Raw genomic sequence first — 23,102 nt, 5'->3', positions numbered from 1 at the left:
TTCCCCCAATAACATTGATTTCTTATTATCGGGGAAACATAAATTGAGTTATTGCGTCAAATCAGATTTAGTGTTGTTAATCTGTGCCAGCAGCTGACGGACATATTCCGGCACCACCTGCCCGGCCGGGCCGTAGTGACACTCCTCAAACTCACTCTGCACCTTACTCGGCTCCAGATTGAGTTCCACCGTGTGTGCCCCGCACAGTCGTGCCTCATGGACAAACCCGGCCGCCGGATAGACATGCCCGGAGGTGCCGATAGCGATAAAGATATCCGCATCATTCAGTGCCTGGTAGATTTCATCCATGCCGAACGGCATTTCACCGAACCAGACAATATGCGGGCGCAGCGGTGACGGGAACTGACAGCAGTGACAGCGCTCATCGGCAGACAGGTCACTGGTGCACGACTGAACCTGTCCGGACATCGTACAGCGGATTTTGAGCAGTTCGCCGTGCATGTGGATAATCCGCTCACTGCCTGCCCGTTCGTGCAGGTTATCAATATTCTGGGTGACCAGCAGGAAGTTATCCCCCAGCACCTGTTCCAGCTCCGCCAGCGCGAGATGTGCCGGGTTCGGCTGAACCTCAGCGGATTGTAACTGACGGCGGCGGTCATTATAAAACTGCTGCACCAGTCGCGGGTTGCGGGCATAGCCTTCCGGTGTCGCCACATCTTCAATATTGTGTTCTTCCCACAGCCCGTCTTCCGAACGGAACGTGCGGATCCCCGACTCGGCGGAAATACCCGCGCCGGTCAGCACAACAACTTTCGGTTTAAACTGATCCATTTTTCCGGCCATCCATTTGTCACGATAGAAAAAGCGTAAGCGGAAACGCTGACGCAGGGTCCGCCGCTGTTTGCGTAATTTTCTTAATCGGTGCGTTCTGCGCATAATCCGGCCTTTGTTCATCATTGTCTCCGTTCAGGGTAATGCATCCGCACTTCGGATTCAAAAATCATTACAATTCCTGCGGGCTTTACTGCCCGCTCAGAATACGTGCCGGTTCAAGGCGGCAGGCGCGTCTCGCCGGATACCAGCTTGCCAGCAGGCTCAGCACAATGGTGGTCAGAACCACATACAGCAGGTCGCTCAGCCGCAGCTCCGACGGCAGAAAATCAATAAAATAGACATCACCGGACAACAGTTTGTGCCCGATAAGGAATTCAATACCGCGGATAAGCGGTGTCAGGTTCAGTGCTGCCAGTGTGCCGAGAACTGCCCCGCTGATACAGCCCACCATGCCGGTCAGCAATCCGTACCAGAGGAAAATGGCGCGGATCAGGCTGTCTTTCGCCCCGAGGGTACGCAGAATGGCGATATCCCCGCTTTTATCTTTCACTGCAATAATCAGGGTGGAAACGATATTGAAGCACGCCACGCCAATCACCAGAATCATGGCCAGATACATAATACTGCGCACTAACTGAATGTCGCTGTACATATAGCCGTATTCGTTGATCCAGCTTTTATAGAAGACATGTTCACGGCTGGCTTCCGCCGCCCGCAGCACCACATCATTGGCGTTGAAAACATTATCCACGCGGATTTCGATCCCGGTGACACCTTCACCGTAATCCAGATACTGCTGTGCATCTTCCAGCGGCAGCAGCGCCAGCCGGTGATCCAGCATCCCGCTTAAGCGAAAAATCCCCGCGACCTGTAACCGGATACGCTTCGGCTGTAACAGGCGCTCCGTGCTGTCGTGATTCGGGATCATGATAGTAAGCCAGTCGCCCTGCGCAACACCGAGGGATTTTGCCGCGCCGTCACCAAGGATTATCTGATTTTTCCCGGCCTGAAAATCCGCCCAGGCATTATCCGCGACAAATGCCGGCAGCCCGCTTACCGATTTCTGAGTGACCGGATCCACCCCCATCAGCTGCATGGCCTGTAATTTGCTGCCTTTTTCCGCCAGTCCGGTAAATTCAATATACGGGCTGGCTGCCACCACACCGGGGGTATTTTTGATCCGCAGCAGGCTCTGCGCCCAGGTATCAAACGGCTGTTCAACGGTAGAGATCTGCCCCTGCGGCACCACGGAAAGCACCCGGTTCTCCAGCTCACGCTCGAAGCCGTTCATGGCACTCAGCCCGATAATCAGTACCGCCACCCCGAGCGTGATCCCCAGCGTGGAAATGACGGAAATCAGCGAGACCATCCCCGCCCGTTTCCGCCCTTTGCTGAAACGCAGCGCAGTCAGTAATGACAGCGGTAGTGCATTCATAGCGCCGTCTCCGGCTGTGCATTCAGAATACCGTCACGCATTTCCATCTGCCGCCCCATTTTCGCCGCCAGAGCGAGGTCATGGGTAACTACCAGGAAGGCGGTGCCGAGGGTTTTATTCAGTTCGGATAACAAATCAAAAATGCTCTGCGCATTGCGCTGATCCAGGTTACCGGTCGGTTCATCCGCCAGCACCAGTGATGGCTTATTCACCAGCGCACGGGCAATCGCCACCCGCTGACGTTCCCCGCCGGAGAGCTCAGACGGGCGGTGATGGGCGCGCGCCGCCACACCAACCCGCTCCAGCATTTCTCCCGCCTTCGCCAGTGCTTTATCCCGCGCCATACCGCCAATCAGCAGCGGCATTGCCACGTTTTCCGCCGCCGTGAAATCCGGCAGAAGATGGTGGAACTGATAAATAAAGCCCATTTCTTCATTGCGCAGCGCCGACAGGGCGTTTTGACTCATGGCGGAAAGTGCCGTGCCGTTGAAAATCACCTCACCGGAGGTCGGGGAATCCAGCCCGCCGAGCAGATGCAGCAGCGTACTTTTTCCTGAACCGGAACTGCCGACAATCGCCAGCATATCCCCGCGCCGGAGTTCAAAATTGACCTGTTTCAGGACATCAGTTTCCACCGTGCCCTCATGATAGGATTTGCATAACTGACGACATGCCAGTAATAACTCACTCATAACGTAAAGCCTCCGCGGGTTGTACCGCTGCCGCCCGCCACGCAGGCCAGAGTGTGGATAATAAAGAGATAAGCATGGCTGCCGCGCCGATGGTTATCACGCGCAGCGGCTCAATCACCGTAGGCAGCGCGATTCCTTTCGGGATCAGCCCCAGCAGCGGCATCAGAATATTCAGTTGTGAAGAGAGCAGCGTGCCCAGCAAAACGCCGATCACCGAGCCGAGGATCCCCGCTCCCGCGCCCTGAATCATAAAGATCAGCATAATTTTGCCGCGTGTCATTCCCAGGGTTTTCAGGATGGCCACTTCGGTCTGTTTTTCCATCACCAACAGCGCCAGTGAGGTAATGATATTAAACGCGGCCACGGCGATAATCAGGCTGAGCAGCAGCCCCATCATATTTTTCTCCATGCGCACCGCCTGGAAAAACTCGCCTTTCTGCACGCGCCAGTCAGTCCAGACCAGCCCTTCCGGCAATGTCTGCTGACTGAGGCTGTCCACCTGTAACGGCTGTGACAGATAGAGACGCCAGCCGGTAATATTACCCGCCGGATAGCGCATCAGACGCGCCGCATCCGCCTGATTCATCAGCACCTGGGTGTTATCGGATTCACTGCCGGAGGAGAAAAAGCCCGCCACGGTAAACAGGCGCTGGCTCGGGATACGTCCCATCGGCGTCAGCTGTGACACATTCGGCACCAGGATACGGACACTGTCCCCGCGCTTAAGCCCCATGCGTTTAGCCACGCCCTCGCCGACCACCACATGGTATTGTCCTGCCGCCAGCTCGGACGGCCGGGTATTCACCAGATAGTCCAGCAGCGGTTCATCCCCCTGCGGGTCAATTCCGGTCACGGAGGCGATCCCCACATTGCCGGTGCTCTGCAGGACGACGTCGCCGGTGACAATCGGGGCGGTTTTTACCACATCACGCAGCCCGGCTAATTGTGAGACCGGATGCGTCTGCGGATCCAGCATGCCGTTTCCGGTGGTAATCACCGCCTGCGGCATAAAATCGAGGATACTCTGCTGCAATGAGCGTTCAAAACCGTTCATCACGGATGTCACGGTGATAAGTGCTGTCACCCCCAGCGTGATGCCGATGGCGGAAAGCAGCGAGACAAAACGGGCAAAGCGATCTGTGCCGCGTCCCCGCATGTAACGCAGACCGATTAAAAATGAGACAGACTGAAACATGAAATCTGAACGCCCCTGTTGCCAAAGCGAAGTGTTCAGGGATAATAAAGGCTCCGGTTGATGAATGGAACCACTCCCGCCCGTTTGCGGCAGTTTTTTTTCATTGACGGTCAGCGTGTTGCCGGTATCAGACCACCTCTGAACCGGCAGCGCGGCGGCCTTTTATTGCCCGGACAAGCCACTCCGGTATGGCAGAACCTTGTTACCTGACAGAAACACGCAGCCCGATGGAAAACCGAATGTCGCTGAAAACACGCTATGAACTCCCGGCCCGTGCCGCAGACACCCGCCAGCTCGGTGAAATGACCGGCGCAGCCTGTGCGGTGGAAACCGCGTCGATAATTGAACAACACGACGGCCCCGTCATCCTGGTAACCCGCGATATGCAGAATGCCCTGCGGCTGCGGGATGAAATCCGCCAGTTTACCGCACTCCCGGCAGAAACCCTTGCCGACTGGGAAACCCTGCCGTATGACAGCTTCTCGCCGCATCAGGAGATTATCTCCAACCGGTTATCCACCTTGTACCGTCTGCCAACCCTGGAAAAAGGCGCACTGATCCTGCCGGTCAATACATTGATGCAGAAAGTGTGTCCGCCTGAATTTCTCACCAGTCATGCCCTGGTGATGGCAAAAGGGGAAAAACTGTCACGGGACAAGCTGCGCGAAGAGCTGGTTCAGGGCGGTTACCGCAGTGTCGAACAGGTGCTGGAGCACGGCGAGTTTGCCATTCGCGGAGCATTGCTGGATCTGTTCCCGATGGGCAGCGAACTGCCGTTCCGGATTGATTTCTTTGATGATGAAATCGACAGCCTGCGCACCTTTGATGTCGATACCCAGCGTACGCTGGATGAGGTGAACGCAATCAATCTGCTGCCCGCTCACGAATTCCCGACAGATAAAGACGCTATTGAGCTGTTCCGCAGTCAGTGGCGGGAAATCTTTGAGGTACGCCGCGACCCTGAGCATATTTATCAGCAGGTCAGCAAAGGTACCCTGCCCGCCGGTATCGAGTACTGGCAGCCGCTGTTTTTCACCGCACCGCTGGTACCGCTGTTTGACTATCTGCCGGATAATACGCTGCTGGTAACCCAGGATTTACAGGAATCCGCCGACCGTTTCCGCCGTGATGTACAACAGCGTTTTGAAAGCCGGGGTGTGGATCCGATGCGGCCGTTACTGCCGCCGTCACAACTGTGGCTGACGCCGGAAGAACTCAATCAGCAGATGAAAACGCTGCCGCGTGTGCAGCTGAATAATGACAAACTGCCGCGCAAAGCCGCCAATACCAACCTCGGGTATACCGCGCTGCCGGATCTGAAAGTCAATCCGCAACTGAAATCCCCGCTTGACCCGCTGCGCCGCTTCCTGGAAAGCACCGACGCTGCCGTGATTTTCTCGGTGGAAAGTGAGGGACGGCGTGAAAGCGTGCAGGAACTGCTGGCGCGGATCAAAATCAAACCGGCGGAAATCCGCAGCCTGCAGGAGGCAACTGTACCGGGCATTTATGTCATGATCGGTGCTGCCGAACACGGTTTTGTTGATAATGACCGTCAGCGTGTTCTGATCTGCGAAAGCGATATGCTGGGCGAGCGCGTGGTGCGCCGCCGTCAGGACACCCGCCGAACCATTAATACCGATACCCTGATCCGCAACCTCGCGGAGCTGCGCCCCGGTCAGCCGGTGGTACATCTGGAGCACGGTGTCGGCCGCTATCAGGGATTAACCACGCTGGAAGCCGGAGGGATCAAGGCGGAATACCTGATCCTCACCTACGCCGGAGAAGATAAACTGTATGTACCGGTCTCCTCACTGCATCTGATCAGCCGCTATGCCGGAGGTGCGGATGAAAGCGCCCCGCTGCATAAACTCGGTGGCGAAGCCTGGAGTAAAGCACGTCAGAAAGCGGCAGAAAAAGTCCGCGATGTGGCGGCACAGTTACTGGATATTTATGCACAGCGGGCCGTCAAACCCGGCTTTGCCTTTAAGCATGATCGCGAACAGTACCGCGAGTTTTGCCAGTCCTTCCCGTTTGAAACCACCGCAGATCAGGAGCAGGCTATCAATGCGGTGCTGAGTGATATGTGTCAGCCGGTGGCAATGGACAGACTGGTGTGCGGTGATGTCGGTTTCGGTAAAACCGAGGTCGCAATGCGGGCGGCCTTCCTCGCCGTCCATAACCACAAACAGGTTGCTGTGCTGGTGCCGACCACCCTGCTGGCGCAGCAGCACTATGATAACTTTCGTGACCGTTTCGCCAACTGGCCGGTGCGGATTGAAGTCCTGTCCCGTTTCCGCAGCGCCAAAGAGCAGCAGCAGGTGCTGGATGATACCCGGGAAGGTAAAGTGGATATCATTATCGGCACACACAAGCTGTTGCAGAGTGATGTGCACTGGCATGATCTCGGCCTGCTGGTGGTGGATGAAGAACACCGCTTTGGTGTCCGCCATAAAGAACGCATCAAGGCGATGCGCGCCAATGTGGATATCCTGACCCTCACCGCCACCCCGATCCCGCGTACCCTGAATATGGCGATGAGCGGCATGCGGGACCTTTCTATTATCGCCACCCCGCCGGCAAGACGGCTGGCGGTGAAAACCTTTGTCCGCCAGTATGATGAGCTGGTGGTGCGGGAAGCGATTCTGCGTGAGGTACTGCGCGGCGGTCAGGTCTATTATCTCTACAATGATGTGGAAAACATTGAAAAAGCCCGCGACCGTATTGCGGAACTGGTGCCGGAAGCCCGTGTGGCCGTCGGTCACGGACAGATGCGTGAACGCGAGCTTGAACGGGTCATGACTGACTTCCACCATCAGCGTTTTAATGTGCTGGTATGTACCACGATTATTGAAACCGGTATCGATATTCCCAGCGCCAATACCATTATCATCGAACGGGCCGATCATTTCGGGCTGGCACAATTGCATCAGCTGCGTGGTCGTGTCGGGCGTTCGCATCATCAGGCTTATGCCTATCTGCTCACCCCGCACCCGAAAGCCATGACCACCGATGCCCATAAACGCCTGGAAGCAATTGCCTCTCTGGAAGATTTGGGTGCCGGATTTGCTCTCGCCACACATGACCTGGAAATCCGTGGTGCGGGTGAACTGCTGGGCGAAGATCAGAGCGGTCAGATGGCCAGCGTGGGTTTCACCCTCTATATGGAGATGCTGGAAAGTGCGGTCGATTCCCTGAAAAGCGGCAAAGAGCCGTCACTGGAAGACCTTACCCAAAGCCAGACCGAAGTGGAGCTGCGTATGCCTGCCCTGCTGCCGGAAGATTACCTGCCGGATGTCAGCATGCGCCTCTCCTTCTACAAACGGATTGCCAGCGCGCGCAGCGATACCGAACTGACCGGGCTGAAAATTGAGCTGATTGACCGCTTCGGTCTGCTGCCGGATGCCGGTCGTTACCTGCTGGCAGCGGCGGGTCTGCGCCTGCAGGCACAGGCGCTGGGGATCCGCCGGATTGAGGCCCAGGAGAAAGGCGGTTTTATCGAGTTCAGTGAGAAAAACCATGTCGATCCGGCGTATCTTATCGGGCTGCTGCAAAATAACCCGAAACAGTACCGGCTGGACGGCCCGTCAAAACTGAAGTTTATCTGTGACCTGACCGACCGCAGCAAACGTATTGAGTTTGTCGCCGATTTACTGACCGCGTTTGCCGCTCATCCGGTATAACGTACAACATCCTCTCTGTCAGGTGCCGGTTTCGCCCGGCACCTTAAAATGAATAAAAATCCATTTATTGTGAATATTAATTTGCAAGGTGATTATTAGTTCGGTTAGTATTTACCAAAATATAATGACAACAACAGGGTAAATACTATGGATCGTCGTTCGTTTCTGAAATCAACAGGGATCGCATTCGGTGGCTTAACGGCTGCTTCTCTGATCAGCACCGGTCATGCCGCCACGGATACCGTTTCTCCCGCTGTTAACGCCGCACCGCTCAGTGCAGAAAATCCGCTGCTGCTGAACTTCAATGAAAACTCACTGGGGATGTCGCCGAAAGCCCGCCAGGCGATTATTGATGCCCTTCCCGGCGCATTCCGCTATCCGGATGCTGCCCGCGAAGCGCTGATTGAGCAGATTGTCGCACACTTCTCACTGACACCGGCGCACATCAGCCTCGGGAATGGTTCCTCGGAAACCATTCAGGCGGCTGTGCAGATGCTGGTGGCGGATGCGCAGAAAAAACAGCAGCCGGTGCAGCTGATTGTGCCGGATCCGACATTCAATTATGCCGAACTGTATGCTGAGCCGCTGGGCGTGAATATTGTCAAAGTACCGCTGAAAGCCGATCTCTCTTTCGATCTCGCGGCCATGCAGGCGATTGCGGATAACTTTGCCGGTCATTCCGTTATCTATATCTGTAACCCGAATAACCCGACTGCCATGATCACCCCGGCATCACAACTCGCACAGTGGGTAAACCAGGCACCACCGCAGCAGAATTTTATTATTGATGAGGCGTATGCGGAATTTGTGTCTGATCCGCAATTTAAAAGTGCGGTTGAATGGGTGGCTGCCGGAAAATCCAATATTATCGTGACGCGGACTTTCTCGAAAATATTTGCCCTGGCCGGGCTTCGTGTCGGTTACGGTATTTCGCTGCCGGCAGTGACAGAGCAGATAAATAACTTCAATTCTATCGATAATACTAATATAGCGGGTACCGTTTCCGCTCTCGCATCCCTGAATGATAAACCGTTTATTGATTACAGCCGTCATTCAACGGATGTATCACGGGAAATTGTGGCAGCGGCACTGAAAGAATTAAATCTGCCTTATGCCCCCTCACAGGCTAATTTTATCTTCCATAAAGTCAGTGGGGATGTAAAAACCTATCAGCAACGGATGAAAGAGAATCATATTATGGTCGGCCGTGAATTTCCGCCGGTAACCGGCTGGAGTCGCCTGACATTAGGTACACCGGAAGAAATGCAGCAATTTGTGACGGTATTAAAACAGTTTCGTCAGAAAGGCTGGGTTTAATTTCCGGTTACTTTAAATAAAAAGTGGTAAATACCGGTTTGCCGCGTAAACCGGTATTTTCTTTTTTTTATCCGCAACGCACTTTATTTCACGCTATTCAGTTCGGGTAAAATGATCAGCCGCCCGGTGTTATCCACCGGCATGACATCACCGGGATTATAATTGATTCTCACTCTGCCGACGGTATCTTTGATTTTATACACCACATCATAGCCCACAATCCGGTGCTCATAGGTGTAAGCCATGGTGCAGGCGCGGTATGTCGGGCCGCCGTACACCTTTGGTGCGTGCAGCAGGGTTTCATACAGCAGATACGGGGTACAGACCTGTTCTGTCGGGTGGACGATATCCAGAAGGTCTCTTTTATACGGGCCGGGCATCGCTGTCAGGTCACAGTATTCATGACGCACCGGAACCGTTGCCATGATAGGTTCAGATGAAAGAACCTCAGCAACAGCAGGATGCTTATTCTTTGTCACAGCAAAAGAAATAATTATCACAAAAATAACAAAAAGAAGAATAAGTCCTGTGACTGTTATTCGTGATAATGGTTTCCGTTCAATTTTATTCATTGTCAAATTATATAAATATCCAGCGGTGATAATTAGGATTATTCCTATCCGTGACCGGTTTATTTTTAACATTTAATCTTACCGGACTATATTCCCACAGCACCGCTAAATAAAAGTTAAATAATAATGATGAAACAAAAATTCTGTCCCTGTAATTTATTAATTCAACCTGACTGTATGTGTACTGACAACGATCAAAAATAATGAATAAAGAGCAGTATCTGCCTTATTTTGTGCATTACCACCGGAATTATCTGTTAGTGATGATACCAAATCGCTGCTGAATAATACATTTTCCGGTTTTACATCAAATTCGTGCAATATCTGTTTCCCTGCTTTCAGCAGGGTTTATTATTATAAAAAATGACGCCCTGAGGCGTCATTATCGGAGGAGATCAATTAATGTAATTTCAGCCGCGGACGGATAATCCGGTTTATACCACCAACCAGCATCATCAGCCCGGTTTTAATATAACCGTGCAGCGCAATCTGATGCATACGATACAGCGAAATATACATCACACGGGCAATACGTCCTTCAATCATCATATTGCCGCGCATCAGGTTACCCATCAGGCTGCCGACTGTACTGAACCGGGAGAGAGAAACCAGTGAACCGTGATCTTTGAACACATAATCCTTCAGCGGCTTATCGTTGAGTACCGCAAGGATGTTGTGATAACAGCGGGTTGCCATCTGGTGTGCTGACTGCGCACGCGGCGGAACAAATCCGCCCTCTTTTTTCGGGCAGGAAGAGCAGTCACCGATAGCGAAAATTGCGTCATCACGGGTGGTCTGGAGTGTTGGTTTGACCATCAGCTGATTAATACGGTTGGTTTCCAGCCCGCCAATCTCTTTCAGGAAATCCGGGGCCTTGATGCCCGCCGCCCAGACCATCAGGCTTGCGGTGATATGCTCGCCGTCTTTGGTGTTCAGACCGGATTCATCGGCACTGGTGACCATGGTCTGCGTCATCACACGCACACCCAGTTTGGTGAGCTCCTGATGTGCGGCACCGGCAATTTTCGGCGGCAGTGCAGGCAGAATACGCTCACCCGCCTCCACCAGCGTCACATTCAGCGCATCGGTATTCAGACCTTTAAAACCGTAGCTGTGAAGCTGTTCAACGGCATTATACAGTTCCGCTGACAGCTCCACCCCGGTCGCCCCGCCGCCGACAATCGCGATATTGACTTTGTCGCCTTCGCCGTGGCTGGCGGAGTATTTCAGGAACAGGTTCAGCATCTCATTATGGAAGCGGTTCGCCTGTGACGGACTGTCGAGGAAGATACAGTTTTCTTTGATCCCCGGGGTACCGAAATCGTTGGAGGTGCTGCCCAGAGCCATCACCAGGATGTCATAATCCAGGTTACGCTCCGGCACCAGCAGATCACCGTTGTTGTCACGGATTTCCGCCAGGGTAATGTTTTTGCTGTCACGATCCAGACCGGTCATCGAACCCAGCTGGAAATTGAAATAGTGATTGCGGGCATGCGCCAGGTAGCTCAGGGCATCCACGCCGTCATCCAGAGAACCGGTCGCCACTTCGTGTAACAACGGTTTCCACAGGTGGCTGCTGTTGCGATCGACCAGTGTGATTTCCGCTTTTTTCTTCTTACCTAATTTGTGGCCGAGTTGCGTTGCCAGTTCCAGCCCGCCTGCGCCACCGCCGATAATCACAATCTTCGTATTCGGTGTAGTCATAACATCCTCTGAAAAATAATCTAACGTTATCTCAGGGCTCTTCATAAAAAACAGTGAGATAACATCAGATAAAACTGAATCGTGTCACACCATGGTATACCACAACAGGTAATTTGGTCATACCATATTTGATCATAATCAAATTTTGGGTAATCCGGCGGGAAAATGCAAACATTATTTTAAATTTAGCAAAATAATTTTACTTTTGGTTTACCTCTGATGCTTTCTTTAATCACCGGATTAACTTCTCAGCGCAGCGGATAATAAAAGCCAGTTATCTTGCTGATTCAGCAAAGGAAAGTTATTGATATAACGCAATGACCGGAACGATACGTAAGAGAAGGATCACAGGAAAGGCAGATTTGAGACAGGAATCGCTTCAGTTGCAGGGGAAAAATACCGCGCCTTCAGCAGGCGCGGCTGTTTTACAGAGAGGCGGTGTTATCAGGCTTTTTTAAACGCGGTTTTAAACCCTTTGATTTCCTGCAGATGACGGGACAGATCCTTAAACTTATGGGTCTGTTCTTCATCCCAGATGACCTGATAGTACGGCGACAGCGTGTCATGCGCACGCTGGTTATCCAGCGCCTCATCATTGCGGGACAACAGCACCAGGCAGTTCTGCCGGTTCAGTTCGCGGAAATCCGAGATACACTTGGTCATGATATCCAGATACTCTTCAGGGCGGTCGATTTTACCTTCCATATTTTCATACGGGAACAGGTTCGGGTTCACCATCACCTGGCGGATCCCGCACAGATAGCCGACACGTTCAGCCCAGAAGCCCCCCAGACCCACGCCCAGCACAATGGCCGGTCCTTCGCTCTGTTTTACCGCTTTATCCACTTCAGTCAGCAGATATTTCATGTCATAACGCGGATGCAGTGTGCTGTAACTGATAAAACGGACATCGGGATCCGCAAATTTCAGCTGCATCACTTTTTCATGATTGCCCGGGCTGGTTGAATCAAATCCATGAAGATAAATAATCATGCTCGCTCCTGCCATTGTTCGTGTAATACGGATAGGGTTTTGTTCGCCTGCTGCCAGCGCTCACTGCGCTGCAGTTCAGCCAGATCATAACCTTTACCCCGATGATACAACTTATCAATACGTTGTGCCGTGATAACAGGCAAATTATCAAGGATAGTCACAGCACCTTTACGGTTATTACAGACCAGGATCATATCGCAGCCCGCATCCAGTGATGCCTGACCACGCTCCGCATAGCCGCCCATCACCGCCGCGCCTTCCATTGACAGGTCATCGGAGAAAATCACCCCGTCAAACCCGAGCTGCTGACGCAGTACCGATTTCAGCCAGTAAGAAGAACCGCTCGCCGGACGATCATCAATCTGCGTGTAAATCACATGTGCAGGCATCACTGCATCAAGCAGACCACGCTGGATAAATTCGCGGAAAATCGCCATGTCTTTACCGCGGATCACCGCCGGGTCGCGCTCATCACGCGGCGTTTCTTTATGGGAATCCGCACTGACCGCGCCGTGTCCCGGGAAGTGTTTACCGGTGCTCGACATCCCGGCGCTGCGCATACCGCGCACAAAGCGCTCCGCCATCTGCGCCGCAATGTCGCCGTCCTCGTGGAAAGCGCGTGAGCCGATAGCCGCACTGCCGTGTCCCAGATCCAGCACCGGCGCGAAACTGATATCAATATCCATGGCGATCATTTCCGCCGCCATCAGCCAGCCCGCCTCTTCCGCCAGCGCAGAGCCGGTGAGCAGGTCATTAAACAGGGCAAAAGACTGTGCCGCCGGCAGACGGGTAAAGCCGTCTTTAAAGCGCTGGACACGACCGCCCTCCTGGTCAACCGCAATCACAACCCGGTTGTCGCGGGTAGCTTCACGGATCTGCCGCGTCAGTTCGCGCAGCTGTGCCGTGTCATGGAAATTACGGGTAAAGAGAATCACTCCCCCGACTGAAGGGTGGCGCAGGATCTCGCGCTCTTCGCTGTCCAGCTCATACCCTTCGACATCTAACATTACAGGACCCATGGTGACACCTCGTTATATTTACCTGAGCCCGGCGGCGGCTTTCAGCGCGGCCGGGTATTGCAGAAACTGCGGGTCGCCGGTTTGTCCCCAGCGGCTCTCAAACCACATAACCATCATATAATCTGCCCGTGCCTGCCAGCGGCAGGTCTGCGCCAGTACGCGCTGCGGACAGTGATAAGCAGAATAATAACGCAGAAAAGTGTGAATTAACGTCAATGACCAGTGATTGGCACGAAAAAGTGTGGCGAGAGACAGACCGATATCCGTGTCAGCGGCATATTCCCAGTCAATCAGATGCAGCTCCCCCGCTGCCGCCACGATATTACCGGGGTGGATATCCATATGCGCGGGTGCCAGTTTCAGCGGCTGAGGCTCTGCTTCGCGCATAAAGTGACGATGGATACGCAACAGCTGCGGGGTGCGGCGGCGTTTGTCGGTCAGGTGAAAATGGCGATCTGCCTGCGCTTTGAGCGGCAGACGATACCCGGTAAGCGGCTGGTTATGCAGATTGCTGACCAGCGCCGCCAGTTGCGGGATAAAGCGCGGTTGCTGCATCCGTTCCGGCGGCAGAGTCTCCCCCGCCACCCGGTACAAAAGCAGCCAGCCGTGGCTGAACCCGGCCACGCGCGGGGCAAGGCCGCTGTCACGCAGACGGTACAGGATCCGCGCCTCTTTCTGACGGCTGACACCGATATCCGCACTGTGCATGGTCTGTGCTCTGCCAATCAGAGACACACCTTTTTGTTCAATACTGACACTTTCCCGCGTCAGCCCGTTCAGCGGACGGATTGTCCAGCCGCCGGCAGGCAGTGCGGGAAAGTGTTCAGCGAGGCATAACAGTAACGCGCGGTTACTGCTCAAGCACCGCGCCCTTACCGGACCAGATGATTTCACCGCTGCTGACAGACATCAGCTGCATCTCCATCTGACGGGCCTCACGGGTACCGGTCACCACACTGTACAGTACATAGTCGGCATTCAGATAACGCGCCAGACCAATCGCTTTACTGCGCAGGGTCAGTGTGTCGTTATCCCCCATGCCCAGCACCGACATAGCACTGCTGACCGCACCGGCCGGGATCACATTCAGTACCCCGGTTTTTCCGATGGTATTCATCAGCGCACCGGTCGCAACGCTGGTTTGCAGACTGCTGTTGGTTTTATTACCGACTTTATTCACCAGCAGCGTGCTGCCCTGATTCACGCCGTCGCTGTGAACCATCTGATTAACCAGTGGTGTAATACTCTGTTCCCACTCGATTTTTTTCATTTTCGGCGGAACCGGTACCGTATCCGGCGGCGGCAGCGGCGGCAGTGTGGTATCCGGCGGCGGCGTTACGGTACCCACCGGTACCGGAGGTGTTACCGGCGCCGTTGAAGGACACCCGGCGAGCAGCCAGACTGACGCTATCACACATAAAAGACGTTTCATCACTGTTCTCCTGTCCGCCGGTTATTTCGCCAGCATCGGCCCCAGATGATGGCCGCCGACCAGATGCATATGAATATGGAACACTTCCTGTCCGCCATGGCGGTTGCAGTTCATGATCAGGCGGTAGCCGTCATCAGCAATACCTTCCTGCTGTGCGATTTTAGCCGCAACCGTGATCATATGACCCAGAACCTGTTCATCTTCCGGTGTGACATCATTCACGGTAGGAATAAGATGGTTAGGAATAATCAGAATATGTGTCGGTGCCTGCGGGGAAATATCCCGGAACGCTGTCACGCTGTCATCCTGATAGACGATATCAGACGGAATTTCACGACGAATAATTTTACTAAAAATAGTTTCTTCGGCCATAACCTGCTCCTGTAATTAATCAGCCTGACAGATGTGTGCGGATTTACCGGACAGACACCTGAAACAGACGGCAGAAATTGTCAGTGGTGATCTCAGCAAGCGCCTCAACGCTCACCCCTTTTAATACCGCCATATACTCCGCCACATCACGCACATACGCGGGCTGGTTCTCTTTACCGCGAAACGGTACCGGGGCCAGATACGGCGAGTCGGTTTCCACCAGAATGCGATCCAGCGGTACAATACGGGCGGCTTCGCGGATCTGCTCGGCATTGCGGAAAGTCAGAATACCGGAAAAGGAGATATAAAAACCTTCATCCAGCAGCGCTGAGGCCGTCTCTTTGTCTTCGGTAAAGCAGTGTAACACGCCGCCGCACTCCCCGGCCTGCTCTTCACGGATAATCGCCAGGGTATCTTCACGGGCATCGCGGGTATGGACAATCACCGGTTTATTCAGCTCACGTCCGATACGGATATGCTCGCGGAAAACATCACGCTGAAGCGCGGCATTTTCTTTCTGGTAGTAGTAATCCAGCCCGGTTTCACCGAGTGCCACCACGCGGCTGTCCGCTGCCATTGCGCGCAGCTGAGTGAAATCATACGGTTCATCCAGATTCAGCGGATGAATACCGCAGGAAAAGGCCACATCCGGGCGCTCGCCAATCAGCTCACGCATTTTGGTGTAACCCGGCAGGGTGGTCGCCACCGCCAGCGCGTATTTCACATCACGCTGCGCGGCCTTTTGCATAACATCGTCCACACTTTCATGCTTTTTTTCATAATCCAGGCAATCGAGGTGGCAATGGGAATCGACTAAAAACATAATTAACTCATTATCTTAAATTAGGTGATGCAGAAAACAGGGTTTCCTGGTGTAATAATTGTTCTGTCAGCAGCAGTTCCTGATTCACACCGGTGATGGTCATCAGCCGGTGGCGGCAGGTCAGCCAGCTTTCCGCTGCATTCAGTAAGTGTGCGCTGCTGTAATGCGTCGCCAGTTGTGCAACAAGCGCAGACTGATCCTGATTCAGACAGGCAGGTGCCATATTCTGCTGATATTTTACCGCATCCATAAACAGAGTCGTCAGCCAGCTGATGCGTTTTTCCGCATCCTGATGATTCAGTTCAGATAACAGCGATAAAAAGTCTCCGCTGCGTACGGACGCGGCCAGTTGCGTAAACAGGTTCAGGCGATTCTGCCAGTCAGCGGTGGTCAGCAGTGACAATGCCGCCGCCGGGGCATTGTGACAAAGATTCAGCGCCGTCTGCCGCGACACCGCATCAGACTGCGGATATTCGCGCTGCAACCACTGCCCCCCGGTATCCGCTGACGGCGGAGCCAGATGATAAGCAAAACAACGGCTGCGCAGTGTCGGCAGCAACTGCTCCGCCCCCCGGCTTTGTAACACAAACCAGGTATTCTCTGTCGGCTCTTCCAGGGTTTTCAGCAAGGCGTTGGCAGCCGCTTCGGTCAGCAGTTCCGCCTGCGGAATATGCACCAGTTTGGCTCCCCCTTGCTGGGCATGGTCGTACAATTTTTCTGTCACGGCCCGCACCGCATCAATCCCGATGGCGGATTTGCCTTTTTCCGGCTGCAGCAGATAAAAATCCGGATGAGTGCCTGCCAGCATCAGTTTACAGCTGTGGCACTCCCCGCAGCTTTTGATGCCCTGTGGCTGCTGACACATCCGCAGACGTGTCAGGGCATAGGCCAGCTCGTCGGTACCGGTGCCGGAAATGCCGTACAGCAGCAGAGCATGGTGTCCCTGACCGGACAACCACGCGGTTGCCAGCTGACGGTAAACAGGATTAAGCCACGGATACCAGTTCATTACGCCTCTTTCTGCTGTGCCAGCCAGTTCAGTATGGCAGAGCGGATTGATTGATGAACATTATCCATTGATTGCGAAGCATCAATGGTCACAATGCGCGGATCAGACTCTGCCAGCTCCAGATAACGGGATCGGGTGCGGCGGAAGAAATCCAGTGATTCCTGTTCGATTCTGTCCAGTTCGCCCCGGCTGCGGGCACGGGCCAGGCCGGTTTCCGGCGGCAGATCAAGATACAGGGTAAAATCAGGATAAAAATCCCCCAGTACGGTATCACGCAGTGACGCCATCAGTTGGCGATCAATACCGCGTCCGCCGCCCTGATAAGCCTGAGAGGAGAGATCATGGCGATCGCCGATCACCCATTGTCCGCGCGCCAGTGCCGGTTTGATCACATTATCGACCAGCTGAATACGGGCAGCGTATAACATCAGCACTTCTGCTTTATCAGTAACCGTTTCGCCGTCGATCCCGTCTTTAATCAGCGTACGCAGTTTTTCTGCCAGCGGCGTGCCACCCGGCTCACGGGTATAGATCAGATCTGTGATGCCGTTTTCATGCAGTGTATCAACAATCACCTGACGTGCCGTGGTTTTTCCGGCACCTTCAAGTCCTTCAATTACTATAAATTTGCCTGTCATTGTTTTTTTAATCCGCTACGGTAATCTGCAACCGCCCGGTTGTGATCCCGCAGATTCGTGGTAAATACATGTCCGCCTTTGCCGTCTGCGACAAAGTAAAGGTAACCGGTGGTGTCCGGTCTGGCTGCCGCTTCCAGCGAAGCACTGCCCGGCATGGCGATTGGCGTCGGCGGCATGCCGTCAATCTGATAGGTATTATACGGCGTTACCCGTGCCAGGTCGCTGCGGTAAATCGTGCCCTGATAACGCTCACCCATGCCGTAAATCACCGTCGGGTCGGTTTGCAGGCGCATTTTCAGTTTCAGCCGGTTCATAAAGACCGAGGCCACTTTTTTGCGTTCGCCGTCCACGCCGGTCTCTTTTTCAATCAGCGAGGCCATGATCAGCATTTCATACGGATCGGCATACGGTAAGTCGGTGTTACGGGTCTTCCATGCCGCCGCCAGTTTGGTTTCCATCTGCTGATGCGCCCGTTTCAGGATTTGAGTATCTTCCGTTCCGGCGGTATAAAGATAGGTATCCGGATAAAAACGCCCTTCCAGGTGACTCCCGGCAGGCAGGCCGAGCATTTCTGTCAGTTTATCCGCCGGTAAATCCGCGAGGGTCTGTTTCAGGTAAGGCGCTTCCGACAGAATCTTCTGCCAGTCCGCTAATTTACTGCCTTCCACAAAACGGATACTGAATTGCGCCTCTTTACCGCTGACAAACAGTTGCAGCATGCTTTTGACCGTCATATCCGGTGTCAGACGGTAAGTACCGGCTTTGATTTTTGCCAGTTCCGGCTCCAGTTGCAGCAGCCAGTCATAATTATGTGATTCCGGGATAATCCCGCTTTCCGCCAGTTTTTTCTCCAGCGCCACACGACCGGTACCCGGCGGAATGGTGAAAATGGTCTCTTCAGTGACAGAAATTTTTTGCCCGGAAAATGCGTTCACCTGATGATAAAGCCAGTACGCCACGCCGCCCGCAACCGCAAGCAGCACCAAAAATGTCACAAGGAAAATCCGTGTTTTTTTCATCAGTCATTAACTCTGTTCAATCAGGGTATTGCTGCCGGACAGTGCGGCAAAAGCCAGGTAAAGAGTGAGCGGGAGGTATAATGCCAGTGATGACGGGCATCCGCACGGATATCATTGACCGGCATGACCGGCATCAGCGCGTTGCACATAATCACTTCATCCGCTTTTGCCAGCACCTGCGGAAAACGTTCGGCTTCATAACAGCGGTAACGGCTGCCTTTCAGCACATCCATGATATGTGCGCGCATCACACCTGCCACGCCGCATTTTCTCAGTGACGGGGTAAATACGTCATCACCACAGCGCCAGAACAAATTGGCGCTGCATCCTTCGGTCAGAATGCCGTCAGTATCACAGACAATGGCTTCATCGGCCTGCTGTTCTGCCGTATAACGGCGGATCAGCACCTGCTCCAGCCGGTTCAGGTGTTTGATACCCGCCAGATATGGATTGACGGACAACGGTACCGGGCTTTTCACCACCGATAACCCGCGATCCTGCAATGCCGGATAGCTTTCCGGATATGCGGAGCGGATCAGGATCACTACCGGCGGTACATCCGCACGCAGGTAACCGCGCCCCTGCTCACCGGCAGAAATAATCACTTTCAGCACACCATCCGCTGCACCCTCTGCGGCCTGCATTATCCACTGAGTCAGCCTTGCATCATCCGGCGGCGTCAGCCCCAGCCCGGCACAACCACTGCGGAGCCGGTGCAGATGGCGTGACAGCAGAGACGGTTTGCTGTTAACAATGCGCATCGTGGTAAAACAGCCGTCACCAAACTGCACACTGCGATCAGAAATCGCAATAGTGTGCTGCGCTACACCATTGACCCAGTAATGCGTCTGTTGCGTCATAGCCAACTCATTGTTTTAACGGTTATTATTTAACCGTCATTCAGTATGCGGACAGACCTGTATAATAGTACAGCTGTGATTTTTGTGCAAAACTGCGATAACGTCACCCGTCAGGTAAAAAAAAAGCGCCGTCAGGCGCTTTTTTCTCAGAAAACAGACTCAGATCTTACGGAAAATCAGGGAACCGTTGGTGCCGCCGAAGCCGAAAGAGTTACAGAGTGCGTATTCCATACCTTCCACTTTGCGGGCTTTGCCCGGTACAAAGTCGAGTTTGCAGACCGCTTCATCCTGATTATCCAGGTTGATGGTCGGCGGTATGATCTGATCACGCAGTGCCAGAATGGTGAAAATGGATTCCACTGCACCGGCGGCACCCAGCAGGTGACCGGTCATGGATTTGGTGGAACTGACCAGAACGTTGGTTCCTTCACCAAATACCGTTTCAACGGCTTTTGCTTCCGCCACATCACCCGCAGAGGTGGATGTACCGTGAGCATTGATATAGCCGATGCTGTCAGCAGGAATACCCGCATCCTGAATCGCGTTTGCCATGGCCAGTGCGGCACCGTCACCGTTTTCCGGTGGTGATGTCATGTGATAAGCATCGCTGCTCATCCCGAAACCGACCAGCTCCGCGTAGATTTTCGCACCGCGGTTTTTCGCGTGTTCGTACTCTTCCAGCACCAGCATACCGGCGCCGTCACCCAGCACAAACCCGTCACGATCTTTATCCCACGGACGGCTTGCGCCCTGAGGATTGTCATTATTGGTGGATAAGGCACGCGCAGCACCGAACCCGGCAACACCTAATGGTGTGCTGGCTTTTTCAGTACCACCGGCAACCATCACATCCGCATCACCGTAAGCGATGATCCGGGCAGCATGACCAATGTTATGCACGCCGGATGTACAGGCAGTGGCAATGGAAATGCTTGGTCCGCGCAGGCCGTACATAATACTTAAATGTCCGGCAACCATATTGATGATAGTTGAGGGAACAAAGAACGGGCTCACTTTACGCGGGCCGCCGGCAGCCAGAGCGCTGCAGTTTTCTTCAATCAGTCCGAGACCACCAATACCAGAACCAATCGCAGCTCCGATGCGGGTTGCATTGGCTTCTGTTACTTCAAGTCCGGAATCCGCAATTGCCTGGATACCGGCTGCAATACCGTATTGAATGAAGAGATCCATCTTCCGGGCATCTTTGCGCGAAATATTAAAATCTTCGTGATTGAAATCTTTTACCATACCTGCGAATTTGGTCGCATGGTTAGAGGTGTCAAAATGATCAATCAGGCTGATACCACTCTGCCCGGCACACACAGCTTTCCAGGATGAATCGACTGTATTACCGACAGGAGATAACATGCCAAGTCCGGTCACGACTACACGACGCTCAGACACGCTTATCCTCCGGGGGGGAAAATAAAAGAAACAAGGCGGTCGGGTGACCGCCTGGACATGAGGGATGCTTACTTGCCTGCGTTCTCAACGTAGTCAATAGCAGCCTGTACAGTTGTGATTTTTTCTGCTTCTTCGTCTGGGATTTCGATGTCGAACTCTTCTTCCAGAGCCATCACCAGCTCAACTGTGTCAAGAGAATCAGCGCCTAAGTCATCAACGAATGAAGCTTCGTTTTTTACTTCTTCCTCTTTAACACCCAGTTGTTCAACGATGATTTTCTTAACACGTTCTTCGATAGCGCTCATACTATTAAATTTCCTATCAAAACTCGCTATATGCGATGGTTTTCGTAGTTTATAAAATACAGGAAAAGATGCAACCCAATCCCGGCTGGTCTAACCATATAAATACTCACTTTTGCGTGTGTTTACACAAAAACGGCAAATGGTCAGCTCAAACATTAAATCATGTACATGCCACCATTGACATGCAATGTCTCGCCTGTGATGTAAGCCGCTTCATCAGAAGCTAAGAAGGCTACAGCACTGGCAATCTCTTCAGCATCACCCAAACGGTTAGCAGGAACCTGAGATAAAATGCCTGCACGCTGGTCGTCTGTCAATGCGCGAGTCATATCAGTTTCGATAAAACCCGGAGCAACGACGTTGACAGTGATGCCGCGCGACGCGACTTCACGGGCGAGTGATTTACTGAAACCAATCAGCCCGGCTTTCGCCGCCGCATAGTTAGCCTGTCCGGCGTTCCCCATCGTCCCGACAACGGAACCGATGGTGATGATGCGCCCGCAACGTTTTTTCATCATGGCGCGCATAACCGCTTTGGACAGACGAAATACGGATGAAAGGTTCGTGTCGAGGATATCCTGCCACTCATCGTCTTTCATACGCATCAGTAAGTTGTCACGTGTGATACCTGCATTATTAACCAAAATATCAATTTCGCCAAACTCAGCGCGAATATTTTCTAATACATGGTCAATGGATGCGCTGTCGGTCACGTTCAGCGCAAGGCCTTTACCCTTCGCGCCTAAATATTCACTGATAGCTGCCGCACCGCTTTCGCTGGTTGCAGTACCAATGACAGTTGCACCGCGGGCTGCTAATTTCTCAGCAATTGCACGGCCGATTCCGCGGCTCGCACCGGTGACAAGGGCAATTTTGCCTTCAAAGCTCATCTCAACCTCAGCGATTTTCAAGTGCTGTTTCCAATGATGACATATCATTGACAGCAGATGATGTTAATGTTTTCACAATACGCTTAGTCAGCCCGGTCAGTACTTTGCCCGGCCCTGCTTCCAGCAGTTCTTCAATACCCTGCGCGGCCATAAACTCAACAGTTTCGGTCCAGCGTACCGGATTATAAAGCTGACGGACTAATGCATCACGAATTGCATCGGCGGAAGTCTCTATCTTAACATCAACATTGTTCACAACAGAAAAGATTGGTGTATTAAATGTGATATTTTTTAGCGCAACGGCTAATTTATCAGCAGCCGGCTTCATTAATGCACAATGTGACGGCACACTGACCGACAACGGCAGCGCACGTTTTGCCCCGGCTTCCTTACATAATGCCCCGGCACGCTCAACGGCATCTTTCTCACCGGCGATAACCACCTGGCCCGGCGAGTTAAAGTTAACCGGTGATACGACCTGCCCCCGGGCTGCTTCTTCACAGGCTTTGGCGATAGCGTCATTTTCCAGACCGATGATCGCGTACATCGCACCGGTTCCGGCCGGAACCGCTTCCTGCATCAGGCGGCCGCGTAATTCCACCAGTTTGATGGCTTCTTTAAAATCCATCACACCGGCACACACCAGCGCGGAGTATTCCCCCAGGCTGTGACCCGCCATCATGGCAGGCATGGCGCCGTTTTTTTCCTGCCAGACACGCCAGATAGCCACAGAGGCCGCCAGCAGTGCAGGCTGGGTCTGCCAGGTTTTATTCAGTTCGTCTTCCGGCCCGTTCTGAACGAGTGCCCATAAATCGTAGCCCAGTTCAGCGGATGCTTCGGCAAAGGTTGCCTCAACGACCGGAAAATTTGCCGCGAGGTCCGCCAGCATACCGACTGACTGAGAACCCTGTCCCGGAAATACCATTGCATATGCAGACATGATTTAGC

23 protein-coding genes are annotated in these 23,102 nt (G+C 53.3%); 3 read left to right on the top strand and 20 right to left on the bottom strand.

The features are described 5' to 3' along the window. Positions 1–48: 48 nt before the first annotated feature. From cobB to lolC, 4 genes are all read right to left on the bottom strand, one after another. Positions 49–897: a Sir2 family NAD+-dependent deacetylase gene (gene cobB / locus N7387_RS09695; protein ID WP_279798617.1), complete on the bottom strand. Its 849-nt coding sequence runs from the start codon at positions 895–897 to the stop codon at positions 49–51. 85 nt (positions 898–982) lie between these two features. After that, entirely contained in the window at positions 983–2,230 is a 1,248-nt protein-coding gene (gene lolE / locus N7387_RS09690) for a lipoprotein-releasing ABC transporter permease subunit LolE (RefSeq protein ID WP_279798534.1), read from the bottom strand. Further along, positions 2,227–2,922: a lipoprotein-releasing ABC transporter ATP-binding protein LolD gene (gene lolD, locus N7387_RS09685; protein ID WP_279798532.1), complete on the bottom strand. Its 696-nt coding sequence runs from the start codon at positions 2,920–2,922 to the stop codon at positions 2,227–2,229. The genes lolE and lolD overlap by 4 nt, the downstream gene beginning before the upstream one ends. Continuing rightward, a complete protein-coding gene (gene lolC / locus N7387_RS09680) occupies positions 2,915–4,117 on the bottom strand; it encodes a lipoprotein-releasing ABC transporter permease subunit LolC (RefSeq protein WP_279798529.1) in 1,203 nt (400 codons plus the stop codon). The genes lolD and lolC overlap by 8 nt, the downstream gene beginning before the upstream one ends. 239 nt (positions 4,118–4,356) lie before the next feature. Between lolC and mfd the strand changes: the two genes are divergently transcribed. After that, positions 4,357–7,797, top strand: a complete 3,441-nt coding sequence (mfd, locus tag N7387_RS09675) for a transcription-repair coupling factor (protein WP_279798527.1) — start codon at positions 4,357–4,359, stop codon at positions 7,795–7,797. A 147-nt stretch (positions 7,798–7,944) separates the two neighbouring features. Further along, positions 7,945–9,114, top strand: a complete 1,170-nt coding sequence (locus N7387_RS09670) for a histidinol-phosphate transaminase (protein WP_279798525.1) — start codon at positions 7,945–7,947, stop codon at positions 9,112–9,114. A gap of 83 nt (positions 9,115–9,197) precedes the next feature. Here the strand turns inward: N7387_RS09670 and umoD are convergent, their stop codons facing one another. Continuing rightward, positions 9,198–9,614, bottom strand: a complete 417-nt coding sequence (gene umoD, locus N7387_RS09665) for a UmoD family flagellar biogenesis regulator (RefSeq protein ID WP_279798523.1) — start codon at positions 9,612–9,614, stop codon at positions 9,198–9,200. Between umoD and N7387_RS09660 the strand changes: the two genes are divergently transcribed. Next, the gene (locus N7387_RS09660) at positions 9,538–9,762 is read left to right on the top strand and encodes a hypothetical protein (protein ID WP_262859804.1); all 225 of its coding nucleotides are present in this window, start codon (positions 9,538–9,540) and stop codon (positions 9,760–9,762) included. The genes umoD and N7387_RS09660 overlap by 77 nt on opposite strands. A 323-nt stretch (positions 9,763–10,085) precedes the next feature. Here the strand turns inward: N7387_RS09660 and N7387_RS09655 are convergent, their stop codons facing one another. The 15 genes from N7387_RS09655 to fabD all read right to left on the bottom strand — a co-directional run bounded on the left by N7387_RS09655 (position 10,086) and on the right by fabD (position 23,094). After that, the gene (locus N7387_RS09655; protein WP_072870469.1) at positions 10,086–11,390 is read right to left on the bottom strand and encodes an NAD(P)/FAD-dependent oxidoreductase; all 1,305 of its coding nucleotides are present in this window, start codon (positions 11,388–11,390) and stop codon (positions 10,086–10,088) included. Positions 11,391–11,834: 444 nt separating this feature from the next. Continuing rightward, on the bottom strand, positions 11,835–12,383 hold the full coding sequence (gene ycfP / locus N7387_RS09650; RefSeq protein WP_004238088.1) for an alpha/beta hydrolase YcfP: 549 nt from the start codon (positions 12,381–12,383) through the stop codon (positions 11,835–11,837). Next, on the bottom strand, positions 12,380–13,402 hold the full coding sequence (gene nagZ, locus N7387_RS09645) for a beta-N-acetylhexosaminidase (protein WP_262882438.1): 1,023 nt from the start codon (positions 13,400–13,402) through the stop codon (positions 12,380–12,382). Before nagZ ends, ycfP begins: the two co-directional genes overlap by 4 nt. Before the next feature lie 18 nt (positions 13,403–13,420). Next, positions 13,421–14,263, bottom strand: a complete 843-nt coding sequence (locus N7387_RS09640) for a hypothetical protein (protein ID WP_279798517.1) — start codon at positions 14,261–14,263, stop codon at positions 13,421–13,423. Continuing rightward, a complete protein-coding gene (gene lpoB / locus N7387_RS09635; protein ID WP_279798515.1) occupies positions 14,253–14,834 on the bottom strand; it encodes a penicillin-binding protein activator LpoB in 582 nt (193 codons plus the stop codon). The genes N7387_RS09640 and lpoB overlap by 11 nt, the downstream gene beginning before the upstream one ends. 21 nt (positions 14,835–14,855) lie before the next feature. Continuing rightward, on the bottom strand, positions 14,856–15,206 hold the full coding sequence (gene hinT / locus N7387_RS09630; RefSeq protein ID WP_004238084.1) for a purine nucleoside phosphoramidase: 351 nt from the start codon (positions 15,204–15,206) through the stop codon (positions 14,856–14,858). Positions 15,207–15,249: 43 nt separating this feature from the next. After that, positions 15,250–16,029, bottom strand: a complete 780-nt coding sequence (locus N7387_RS09625) for a metal-dependent hydrolase (protein ID WP_279798512.1) — start codon at positions 16,027–16,029, stop codon at positions 15,250–15,252. A 10-nt stretch (positions 16,030–16,039) separates the two neighbouring features. Continuing rightward, a complete protein-coding gene (holB, locus tag N7387_RS09620; RefSeq protein WP_279798510.1) occupies positions 16,040–17,038 on the bottom strand; it encodes a DNA polymerase III subunit delta' in 999 nt (332 codons plus the stop codon). Then, positions 17,038–17,676 carry a dTMP kinase gene (tmk, locus tag N7387_RS09615; RefSeq protein ID WP_274370797.1) on the bottom strand — a complete coding sequence of 213 codons (639 nt, stop codon included), beginning with the start codon at positions 17,674–17,676 and terminating at the stop codon, positions 17,038–17,040. Before tmk ends, holB begins: the two co-directional genes overlap by 1 nt. After that, positions 17,673–18,695: an endolytic transglycosylase MltG gene (gene mltG / locus N7387_RS09610; protein ID WP_262862109.1), complete on the bottom strand. Its 1,023-nt coding sequence runs from the start codon at positions 18,693–18,695 to the stop codon at positions 17,673–17,675. The genes tmk and mltG overlap by 4 nt, the downstream gene beginning before the upstream one ends. Before the next feature lie 20 nt (positions 18,696–18,715). Continuing rightward, a complete protein-coding gene (gene pabC, locus N7387_RS09605; protein WP_279798508.1) occupies positions 18,716–19,555 on the bottom strand; it encodes an aminodeoxychorismate lyase in 840 nt (279 codons plus the stop codon). A 159-nt stretch (positions 19,556–19,714) separates the two neighbouring features. Further along, positions 19,715–20,959, bottom strand: a complete 1,245-nt coding sequence (gene fabF / locus N7387_RS09600) for a beta-ketoacyl-ACP synthase II (RefSeq protein ID WP_279798506.1) — start codon at positions 20,957–20,959, stop codon at positions 19,715–19,717. A 68-nt stretch (positions 20,960–21,027) separates the two neighbouring features. Continuing rightward, positions 21,028–21,264: an acyl carrier protein gene (gene acpP / locus N7387_RS09595; RefSeq protein ID WP_004238075.1), complete on the bottom strand. Its 237-nt coding sequence runs from the start codon at positions 21,262–21,264 to the stop codon at positions 21,028–21,030. A 155-nt stretch (positions 21,265–21,419) separates the two neighbouring features. Then, the gene (gene fabG, locus N7387_RS09590) at positions 21,420–22,154 is read right to left on the bottom strand and encodes a 3-oxoacyl-ACP reductase FabG (protein WP_004240650.1); all 735 of its coding nucleotides are present in this window, start codon (positions 22,152–22,154) and stop codon (positions 21,420–21,422) included. A 7-nt stretch (positions 22,155–22,161) separates the two neighbouring features. Then, positions 22,162–23,094 carry an ACP S-malonyltransferase gene (gene fabD / locus N7387_RS09585; protein WP_279798504.1) on the bottom strand — a complete coding sequence of 311 codons (933 nt, stop codon included), beginning with the start codon at positions 23,092–23,094 and terminating at the stop codon, positions 22,162–22,164. Between the last annotated feature and the right edge of the window lie 8 nt (positions 23,095–23,102).

It is taken from the genome of Morganella sp. GD04133 (genome assembly GCF_029835375.1).
In the GTDB taxonomy this organism is placed as follows: Bacteria; Pseudomonadota; Gammaproteobacteria; order Enterobacterales; family Enterobacteriaceae; genus Morganella; species Morganella morganii_B.
This window is presented reverse-complemented; position numbering and strand designations above follow the sequence as displayed.

Excerpts from the sequence above, each read along its gene's own strand:
- holB (WP_279798510.1), bottom strand. The coding sequence starts at position 17,038 with ATGAACTGGTATCCGTGGCTTAATCCTGTTTACCGTCAGCTGGCAACC.
- hinT (WP_004238084.1), bottom strand. The coding sequence starts at position 15,206 with ATGGCCGAAGAAACTATTTTTAGTAAAATTATTCGTCGTGAAATTCCG.
- acpP (WP_004238075.1), bottom strand. The coding sequence starts at position 21,264 with ATGAGCGCTATCGAAGAACGTGTTAAGAAAATCATCGTTGAACAACTG.
- nagZ (WP_262882438.1), bottom strand. The coding sequence starts at position 13,402 with ATGGGTCCTGTAATGTTAGATGTCGAAGGGTATGAGCTGGACAGCGAA.
- mltG (WP_262862109.1), bottom strand. The coding sequence starts at position 18,695 with ATGAAAAAAACACGGATTTTCCTTGTGACATTTTTGGTGCTGCTTGCG.
- lpoB (WP_279798515.1), bottom strand. The coding sequence starts at position 14,834 with ATGAAACGTCTTTTATGTGTGATAGCGTCAGTCTGGCTGCTCGCCGGG.
- ycfP (WP_004238088.1), bottom strand. The coding sequence starts at position 12,383 with ATGATTATTTATCTTCATGGATTTGATTCAACCAGCCCGGGCAATCAT.
- lolE (WP_279798534.1), bottom strand. The coding sequence starts at position 2,230 with ATGAATGCACTACCGCTGTCATTACTGACTGCGCTGCGTTTCAGCAAA.
- N7387_RS09655 (WP_072870469.1), bottom strand. The coding sequence starts at position 11,390 with ATGACTACACCGAATACGAAGATTGTGATTATCGGCGGTGGCGCAGGC.
- cobB (WP_279798617.1), bottom strand. The coding sequence starts at position 897 with ATGCGCAGAACGCACCGATTAAGAAAATTACGCAAACAGCGGCGGACC.
- fabG (WP_004240650.1), bottom strand. The coding sequence starts at position 22,154 with ATGAGCTTTGAAGGCAAAATTGCCCTTGTCACCGGTGCGAGCCGCGGA.
- N7387_RS09625 (WP_279798512.1), bottom strand. The coding sequence starts at position 16,029 with ATGTTTTTAGTCGATTCCCATTGCCACCTCGATTGCCTGGATTATGAA.
- N7387_RS09660 (WP_262859804.1), top strand. The coding sequence starts at position 9,538 with ATGATAGGTTCAGATGAAAGAACCTCAGCAACAGCAGGATGCTTATTC.
- mfd (WP_279798527.1), top strand. The coding sequence starts at position 4,357 with ATGTCGCTGAAAACACGCTATGAACTCCCGGCCCGTGCCGCAGACACC.
- lolC (WP_279798529.1), bottom strand. The coding sequence starts at position 4,117 with ATGTTTCAGTCTGTCTCATTTTTAATCGGTCTGCGTTACATGCGGGGA.
- pabC (WP_279798508.1), bottom strand. The coding sequence starts at position 19,555 with ATGACGCAACAGACGCATTACTGGGTCAATGGTGTAGCGCAGCACACT.
- lolD (WP_279798532.1), bottom strand. The coding sequence starts at position 2,922 with ATGAGTGAGTTATTACTGGCATGTCGTCAGTTATGCAAATCCTATCAT.
- fabD (WP_279798504.1), bottom strand. The coding sequence starts at position 23,094 with ATGTCTGCATATGCAATGGTATTTCCGGGACAGGGTTCTCAGTCAGTC.
- tmk (WP_274370797.1), bottom strand. The coding sequence starts at position 17,676 with ATGACAGGCAAATTTATAGTAATTGAAGGACTTGAAGGTGCCGGAAAA.
- N7387_RS09670 (WP_279798525.1), top strand. The coding sequence starts at position 7,945 with ATGGATCGTCGTTCGTTTCTGAAATCAACAGGGATCGCATTCGGTGGC.